At 68.4% G+C, this 7,673-nt stretch carries 8 protein-coding genes; 4 read left to right on the forward strand and 4 right to left on the reverse strand.

Features of this window, described 5'->3' with window-relative positions; translation table 11 throughout:
* Nucleotides 1-7 precede the first annotated feature (7 nt).
* From AD72_RS06725 to aroA, 3 genes are all read right to left on the reverse strand, one after another.
* Complete coding sequence (locus AD72_RS06725) at nucleotides 8-940, reverse strand: SCO4651 family lipoprotein (RefSeq protein ID WP_031465531.1); 933 nt, start codon at nucleotides 938-940, stop codon at nucleotides 8-10.
* 78 nt (nucleotides 941-1,018) lie between these two features.
* Complete coding sequence (gene rsgA / locus AD72_RS06730; RefSeq protein WP_031465532.1) at nucleotides 1,019-2,023, reverse strand: ribosome small subunit-dependent GTPase A; 1,005 nt, start codon at nucleotides 2,021-2,023, stop codon at nucleotides 1,019-1,021.
* On the reverse strand, nucleotides 2,020-3,279 hold the full coding sequence (aroA, locus tag AD72_RS06735) for a 3-phosphoshikimate 1-carboxyvinyltransferase (protein WP_031465533.1): 1,260 nt from the start codon (nucleotides 3,277-3,279) through the stop codon (nucleotides 2,020-2,022). Before aroA ends, rsgA begins: the two co-directional genes overlap by 4 nt.
* A 54-nt stretch (nucleotides 3,280-3,333) precedes the next feature.
* On the opposite strand from aroA, the gene AD72_RS06740 reads away from it, so the two are divergent.
* The 3 genes from AD72_RS06740 to htpG are packed head-to-tail and all read left to right on the forward strand — an operon-like array spanning nucleotide 3,334 to nucleotide 6,658.
* Nucleotides 3,334-4,092 carry an SOS response-associated peptidase gene (locus AD72_RS06740; protein ID WP_031465534.1) on the forward strand — a complete coding sequence of 253 codons (759 nt, stop codon included), beginning with the start codon at nucleotides 3,334-3,336 and terminating at the stop codon, nucleotides 4,090-4,092.
* The gene (locus tag AD72_RS06745; protein WP_031465535.1) at nucleotides 4,089-4,694 is read left to right on the forward strand and encodes an alpha/beta hydrolase family protein; all 606 of its coding nucleotides are present in this window, start codon (nucleotides 4,089-4,091) and stop codon (nucleotides 4,692-4,694) included. Before AD72_RS06740 ends, AD72_RS06745 begins: the two co-directional genes overlap by 4 nt.
* Nucleotides 4,695-4,747: 53 nt before the next feature.
* Entirely contained in the window at nucleotides 4,748-6,658 is a 1,911-nt protein-coding gene (gene htpG / locus AD72_RS06750) for a molecular chaperone HtpG (RefSeq protein ID WP_031465536.1), read from the forward strand.
* A gap of 13 nt (nucleotides 6,659-6,671) precedes the next feature.
* Here htpG and ybaK read toward each other — a convergent pair whose 3' ends face one another.
* Nucleotides 6,672-7,148 (reverse strand): Cys-tRNA(Pro) deacylase, encoded by a 477-nt coding sequence (gene ybaK, locus AD72_RS06755; RefSeq protein ID WP_031465537.1) that lies wholly within the window; start codon nucleotides 7,146-7,148, stop codon nucleotides 6,672-6,674.
* Nucleotides 7,149-7,348: 200 nt separating this feature from the next.
* Between ybaK and AD72_RS06760 the strand changes: the two genes are divergently transcribed.
* Nucleotides 7,349-7,673 (forward strand): sigma factor (locus AD72_RS06760; RefSeq protein ID WP_425480755.1); only part of this gene is annotated, 325 nt, incomplete at its 3' end.

Raw genomic sequence — 7,673 nt, forward strand, 5'->3', positions numbered from 1 at the left:
CCGGGGGTTACTTGCCGCCGCGCGGCATGGCCATGGACAGCTTGCCGAGTTCGGCACGCAGCATCGCGCCGAAGTCCGTCACCTGGTCCTTGCCGGGCGCCTGAATGCTGACCGGTTTACCCCAGTCGGAGTAATTCGCGTTCACTTTTACCGGTGTGGCATGGCCACCGACCGTATTTGCCGAGGGCAGCGTCATGGTGAACTTGACCGGCAGCTGTCCGTCGTTCAGCCACAGATCGGCGGGCATGGTTTTCGGCATGCGCGCGGTGGATTTGTTCAGTTCCTGTTCCGCCTGCTTCGGAATACCGCTTCCGAGTGATTTGCTCAACTCGTCGACCTGCTGTTTGAAAAGCTTCCGCGTATCCATCCGAATGGTGTAATGCGTGGTTCGCTGGCCGTTAACGTTTTCCTGCTTGGCGCCCATGAGACGTCCGGTTGATTTAATCCGTTCGAGTGTTTTCGAAGGATCCGCGGAATCGCCCATTTGCGTGAAGATCTTGCCCATGGTCTTGGAAAGCGGATCGTTGCCATTCGCATCGATCTTCGCCCAGGACTTGTCCGCGGCCGCGCGCTCGGATTCGGGCAGGTGCACGTACATCGCCTTGTCCTTGAAGACCATGCTCATCTGCTTGCCGATGGCGTTCACGGTCATGTTCATCGCCGGGGAGCCGATGTTCGACAGGTCGATCGCGCCCTGTCCGGTGAGCTGCTGGCCCATCACGTTCCCGGACAGCTTCACCTTGCTCGTCTTCGCGGTGTTCTGCTTGTAGGAAACCGTGTCGACCAAGGTGGTGACATCCCGGAACGTGTTGCTCAGATCGGCGTTCGCGGCATTGTTTCCCGGATGTTGCATGGCGTTTTCATTCGCTGATCCACAGCCGGCCAGCAGGGCGAGTGTGGCTATTCCCGCGCCGATCGTGAGTCCCCGTTTGCGCACCATTTATCTTCCTATCGGCTCCGCTATGACAGTGTTCGAGAATTGCCGATTAACCAAAGACAACCGAGCGGGACCCTACCATTATCCGGCAACGCCCGCCCGGGACGCGAGCAGCCTGCGCAGAGAAAGCAACCTTCCGTGACTGCCATTGCCCTCGGTGACGATCGAGTCCAGCACGCAGCCCGGATCGCCGGGCGGGCCGAGGTGGCCGCAGCCGCGCGGGCACTCCTCGGCGGCCTCGGCGAACTCCTCGAAGGCGGTGAGAATGTCCTCGGGGGTGACGTGCGCGAGCCCGAAGGAGCGCACGCCGGGAGTGTCCACGACCCATCCGCCGCCGGGCAGCGGGAGGGCGAGCGCTGCGACCGAGGTGTGCCGCCCCTTGCCGACCGCGCTGACCGCGCCGATGCGCTGGTCGGCATCCGGCACGAGCTGGTTGACCAGGGTGGACTTGCCCACCCCGGAATGCCCGACGAGTGCGGAGACAGTGCCGTGCAGGGCCTCGGCCAGCTCGGTGTTCTCCCGGTCGGCGCGGGTGACCACGGTGGGTACCTCGAGCTCGGCATAGGCGCCGCGCAGCTCGTCCGCGTCGGCGAGATCGGACTTGGTCAGGCAGAGCAGCGGCCGCAGCCCGCCCGCGTAGGCGGCCACGAGGCAGCGGTCGATGAACCCGGCGCGCGGCGGTGGATCGGCCAGCGCGGTCACGATCACCAGCTGCTCGGCATTGGCCACCACGACCCGTTCATAGGGATCGGTGTCATCGGCGGTGCGGCGCAGCACGCTGGACCGTTCGGCCACCCGCACGATCCTGGCCAGGGTGCCCGGGCGCCCGGAGGTATCGCCGACCAGGTCCACCCGGTCACCGACCACGATCGGGGTCCTGCCGAGCTCGCGGGCCCGCATCGCGGCGACCTCCCGGTCCTGCTTGGCGTCCACGGCACAGGACCAGCGGCCCCTGTCGACCGTGGTGACCAGGGCGGGTACCGCGTCGGCGTGCTCGGGACGGCGCTTGGAACGGGGACGGGTGCCCTTGGAGGGGCGAACCCGCACATCGGACTCGTCGATCGAGCGCCAGTCCCGGTTCTTCACGCGAGCATGCCCCGCCACAGCTTCGGGAACTCGGGCATCGTCTTGGCCGTGGAACCGATGTCGTCGATGTCCACCCTGGGCACCACCAGCCCGACGATCGCCCCTGCCGTGGCCATGCGGTGGTCGTCGTAGGCGTGCCAGGCACCGCCGTGCAGCGGGGCGGGCTCCACGCGCAGCCCGTCCTCGCGCTCGTGCACCACGCCACCGAGCCCGCGGATCTCGGCGGCGAGCGCGGCGAGGCGATCGGTCTCGTGCCCGCGCAGGTGTGCGATCCCGCGCAGTTCGGACGGGGTCCGGGCGAGCGCGGCCAGCGCGGCGACGGTCGGGGTGAGCTCGCCGATCTCGTGCAGGTCGACATCCACCCCGGACAGCGCGCGCGGACCGGTCACGGTGAGCGCGCCCTCGGCGAACCGCACGCTCGCCCCCATCTGCTCCAGGATCGCCCGGATGCCCTGGCCCGGCTGCGTGGTCTCGGCGGGCCAGCCGGGAACGGTGACGCTGCCGCCGGTCGCGGCGGCCGCGGCGAGGAACGGTGTCGCGTTGGACAGGTCCGGTTCGACCACCCAGCCCCGGGGGCGCAGCGCTCCGGGCTCCACCCGCCAGGTGTTCGGCTCACCGTCGTCCACCTCGGCCCCTGCCTCGCGCAGCATCGCCACCGTCATGTCGATGTGCGGCAGCGAGGGGACCGGTTTGCCGTCGTGGCGCACCACGATGCCCTTCTCGAACCGGGGCGCGGACAACAGCAGCCCGGAGACGAACTGGGAGGAGGCCGAGGCGTCGATGGTGACCTCGCCGCCGGCCAGAGTGCCCGCCCCCGTGATGGTGAACGGCAGCGCCGAGCCCTCGATCCGGGCGCCGAGTTCGCGCAGCGCGTCGAGCACCGTGCCGAGCGGGCGCTGCCGCGCGTAGGGGTCTCCGTCGAAGGTCACCGCGCCCTCGGCGAGTGCGGCGAACGGCGGAACGAACCGCATCACGGTTCCGGCGAGCCCGCAGTCGACGGCGGCCGGGGCCGAGGGGGTTCCGGTGGATGTCACGGTCAGTTCGGTGTCCGCACCGGCGCAGTCCACCCCGAGCCCGCGCAGAGCGTCCAGCATCAGCTCGGTGTCCCTGCTGCGCAGCGCCCCGGAGACGGTGGAGGTGCCCGCGGTCGCGGCGGCGAGCAGCAGCGCCCGGTTGGTGATCGACTTCGAACCGGGGACGGTCACCGTCGCGCGTACCGGTGCCGGTGCGGTCGGGGCTGGCCATGCGGTCTGCATGGGCACATGATCCCATGCTCGCCGCGACAGGTCGCCACGTGCCACGATGGAAATGTGTGTGGCAGGTACGCGGCCGCGAAGAGCCCGGCGATGTTGGCGAACGAGTTCGCCGCGGTGGACCGGACCGGGGAGCAGGGGCCTTCGGAGAACTACAACATCGCCCCGACCGATCCGGTCGTCGCGGTGCTCGACCGGCATCCGCGCGATGAGCACGGGGTCGCGGATCCGTCCGCGGTGCAGCGCTCGCTGCGGGTGCTGCGCTGGGGTCTGGTCCCGCACTGGGCCAAGGACACGAAGGGCGCCGCGCGGATGATCAACGCGCGCGCCGAATCGGTGCACGAGAAGTCGGCGTTCAAGGCTTCCCTGGCGAGCAGGCGCTGTGTGCTGCCCGCGGACGGCTGGTACGAGTGGCGCAAGGACCTCGACGAACACGGCAAGCTCGTCAAGCAGCCGTATTTCATGACCCGCCAGGACGGCGCGAGCCTGGCCATGGCCGGGATCTGGGCTGCCTGGCACGCCCCCGACGGTGGCCTGTTGCTGACCGCCGCCGTGCTCACCACGGCGGCGACCGGGGCGCTCACCGAGATCCACGACCGGATGCCACTCGTACTTCCCGAGGACGCGCTCGCGCACTGGCTGGATCCGGACAGCAGGGATGTGACCGAGCTGTTGCGGCACCCCGACACCGGCTATGCCGAACAGCTCGAGCTGCGCCCGGTGAGCGCGCGGGTGAACAGCGTGCGCAACAACGGCGCCGCGCTGGTCGAGCGGCACGAACCGGAAGCACCGGCGAGCCTGTTCGAGCAACCATGAGTGAGACAGGGACCGAGATCGAGACCCCGCACGGTCCGGCACGGGTGTACCGGCACGAGGCCGAGCGCCCTCGTGCCCTGCTGCAGCTCGGCCACGGGGCGGGTGGCGGTTTCGGCGCACCCGATCTGATCGCGGCCACCGAGGCCGCGCTCGCCGCCGGGGTGAGCGTCGCGCAGGTGGAGCAGCCCTATCGGGTCGCGGGACGGCGCGCCCCGGCCCCGGCCCGTCAGCTCGACGCCGCCTGGCTCGCCGTCGCCGGGCAGCTGCGCGGCGATGAGCTGCCGATGTTGTTCGGCGGGCGGTCCTCCGGGGCCCGGGTGGCCTGCCGCACGGCCGCCGAAGGCGGGGCCGCGGCGGTGCTCTGCCTCGCGTTTCCGGAGCACCCGCCGGGGAAACCGGAGCGCAGCAGACAGGAGGAACTGGACGGGGTCGAGGTGCCCGCCCTCGTCGTGCAGGGCGAGCGGGACCCGTTCGGCCGTCCGGTGGCCCGTGGCCGGACCGAGCTGGCGACCCTTGCCGGGGATCATTCGCTCAAGGCGGACACCGCGGGGGTCGCCAGGGTGATCGGTGAATGGCTCGAGCGGACCCTGCCCGTCCTATAATCGCCGGCACTGGTGGTCATGATTTTTTCGCAAGTCAATGGAGGGAACTTCAAGTGAGCCCGCAGGCAGAGACGATCGAATTCCAGGCGGAGTCGCGGCAGCTGCTGCAGTTGATGATCCATTCGATCTACTCGAACAAGGACACCTTCCTCCGTGAGCTGGTCTCCAACGCCTCGGACGCGATCGACAAACTGCGCCTCGCCTCGTATCAGGACAAGGACCTCGAGGTGGACACGAGTGATCCGCACATCGAGCTGTCCGCCGATCCGGAGGCGCGCACCCTCACCGTCACCGACAACGGCATCGGGATGTCCCGCGCCGAGGTTGTGGACCTGATCGGCACGATCGCGAAGTCCGGGACCGCGGAACTGCTCGCCGAGCTGCGCGCCGCGCAGGAATCGGGCAAGACGGAGGCGGCCGCGCAGGAGCTGATCGGGCAGTTCGGCCTCGGCTTCTACTCGAGCTTCATGGTCGCGGACAAGGTCACCCTGGTGACCCGCAAGGCGGGGGAGACCGAAGCGACCCGCTGGGAGTCCTCCGGAGAGGGCACCTACACCGTGGAGACGGTGGATTCCGCAACCCAGGGGACCTCGGTCACGCTGCACCTGAAGGCGGCCGACGAGGAAGACCAGATGCGCGACTACACCCAGGAGCGGGTGCTGCGCGACATCGTCAAGAAGTACTCGGACTTCATCTCCTGGCCGATTCGCATGACGGTGGAGAAGACCGATTCCGAGGGCGAGAAATCGACCGAGGTCGAAACGCTCAACTCGATGAAGGCGCTGTGGGCACGCTCCCGTGACGAGGTCGAGGAAAGCGAATACAAGGAATTCTACAAGCACATCAGCCACGATTTCCTCGATCCGCTCGAGACCATTCACATGAAGGCGGAGGGGACCTTCGAATACCAGGCGCTGCTGTTCATTCCCGCGCAGGCGCCGTTCGACCTTTTCATGCGGGAACGCAAGCGCGGTGTGCAGCTCTACGTCAAGCGCGTGTTCATCATGGACGACTGCGAGGCGCTGATGCCGGAATACCTCCGGTTCATCAAGGGCGTCGTGGACGCGCAGGATCTCTCGCTCAACGTGTCCCGGGAGATTCTCCAGCAGGACCGCCAGATCCGCGCGGTGCGCAGGCGCCTGGTGAAAAAGGTACTCGGCACCATCAAGGAGATGATGACCGAGAATCCGGAGCGCTACACCACGTTCTGGGAGCAGTTCGGTAAGGCGCTCAAGGAGGGGCTGCTCGACGACACCGAGAACCGCGAGCTGATCCTGGAATGCTCCTCGTTCGACTCGACCGAGGACGCGGAAAAGCAGACGACGCTCCGGGAATACATCGAGCGCATGCCCGAAGGTCAGGAGCAGATCTACTACATCACCGGTGAATCGCGCGCCAAGATCGAGAATTCCCCGCACATGGAGGCGTTCCGGGAAAAGGGCCGCGAGGTGCTGCTGCTCACCGATCCGGTCGATGAGATGTGGGTCGGTTCGGTCGGCGAATTCGACGGAAAACAGTTCCAGTCGATCGCCAAGGGCGAGGTGGACCTGGAGGACTCCGAGGACTCGGACACCGAGGGCGAGCGCGCGGAGTACGCCGATCTGCTCACCTGGATGCAGGGCCAGCTGGACGCCGAGGTGAAGGAGGTCCGGCTGTCCTCCCGGCTGACCAGCTCCCCGGCCTGCATCGTCGGGGACACCTTCGACGTCTCGCCGACCCTGGAGAAGATGTACCGCGCGATGGGGCAGGAGATCCCCACCGTGAAGCGCATCCTCGAGCTCAACCCGAAGCATGCACTGGTCACCGGGCTGCGCAAGGCATACGAGGAGGACAACGGCGCCGAGGGCCTCGCCGAGACCGCCGAACTGCTCTACGGCATGGCGCTGCTCGCCGAGGGCGGCGAGGTGCGGGAACCGGCCAGGTTCGCCAACATCCTGGCGGACCGGCTCGCCAAGGCGCTGTAGCGCTGTAGTTCCGTCAGCCGGCGATCGGGGCGGTGTTCGCCCCGGCGGCGTGCACCAGGTCGGCGGGGGCCAGTTCCATGGACAGCCCCCGCCGGCCCGCGCTGCAGTAGATCGTGGGGAAGACCAGCGCGGACTCGTCCACGGTCACCGGGATGCGCTGGCGGTGCCCGAGCGGGGCGATCCCGCCCGCCACATAGCCGGTGGCCCGCTGCGCGTCCGGGACCTCGGCCATCCGCGCCCGCTTGCCCCCGGCCGCGGCGGCGAGCGCCTTGAGGTCGAGCTTGCCGGAGACCGGGACGACCCCGATCCGCAGCGTCCCGTCCACCTCGGCGACCAGCGTCTTGAACATCCGTTCCGGCTCGATGCCCAGCGCGGCCGCGGCCTCGGCCCCATAGGACTCGCCGTCCTGTTCGACCGTGTAACCGTGCAGCGCGTAGTGCAGCCGCGCGCGGTCGAGCACCTTCGTGGCCTGCGTAGCCTTTCCCGCCATGTCCGTACTGTAGGACGTGCATGCCAGCCGGTGGGAGCGGGAATGCGCGCGGCCGGTCCGGCGTTTCCGCACACGTGATGACCGAACTGGCGAGCGGATCGCGCACGTGCACGGCGCCGCGACCACGGCGAGTACCCTTGGCCGCGAGGGCCGAGGCAGGCCCCGAAACGAGCACAGGGAGTGCAATCGGAGGGAGCCAGGTGCCTGGCGCTAGTGCCGAAGAACACGAGGCGACGGCGGTCACCGAACCGGCCGTGAATGAGGCGGTGTCCGAGGAGGAGCCGCAGGAGTCACCCGAGGAGCGGGCGGCGCGGTTCGAGCGCGACGCGATGCCGCTGCTCGATCAGCTCTACTCGGCCGCGCTGCGGATGACCCGCAATCCGGCGGATGCCGAGGACCTCGTGCAGGAGACCTACCTGAAGGCGTACTCCGCGTTCGCCTCGTTCCGCCGCGGTACCAACCTCAAGGCGTGGCTGTACCGCATCCTGACCAACACCTACATCAACGGCACTAGCGCCAGGCACC

The organism is Sciscionella sediminilitoris (assembly GCF_000737195.2).
Classification (GTDB): Bacteria; Actinomycetota; Actinomycetes; order Mycobacteriales; family Pseudonocardiaceae; genus Sciscionella; species Sciscionella sediminilitoris.

Bases quoted from the DNA above. Each gene is read 5' to 3' on its own strand.
- AD72_RS06725 (WP_031465531.1), bottom strand. From the start codon at position 940: ATGGTGCGCAAACGGGGACTCACGATCGGCGCGGGAATAGCCACACTC.
- aroA (WP_031465533.1), bottom strand. From the start codon at position 3,279: ATGCAGACCGCATGGCCAGCCCCGACCGCACCGGCACCGGTACGCGCG.
- AD72_RS06745 (WP_031465535.1), top strand. From the start codon at position 4,089: ATGAGTGAGACAGGGACCGAGATCGAGACCCCGCACGGTCCGGCACGG.
- ybaK (WP_031465537.1), bottom strand. From the start codon at position 7,148: ATGGCGGGAAAGGCTACGCAGGCCACGAAGGTGCTCGACCGCGCGCGG.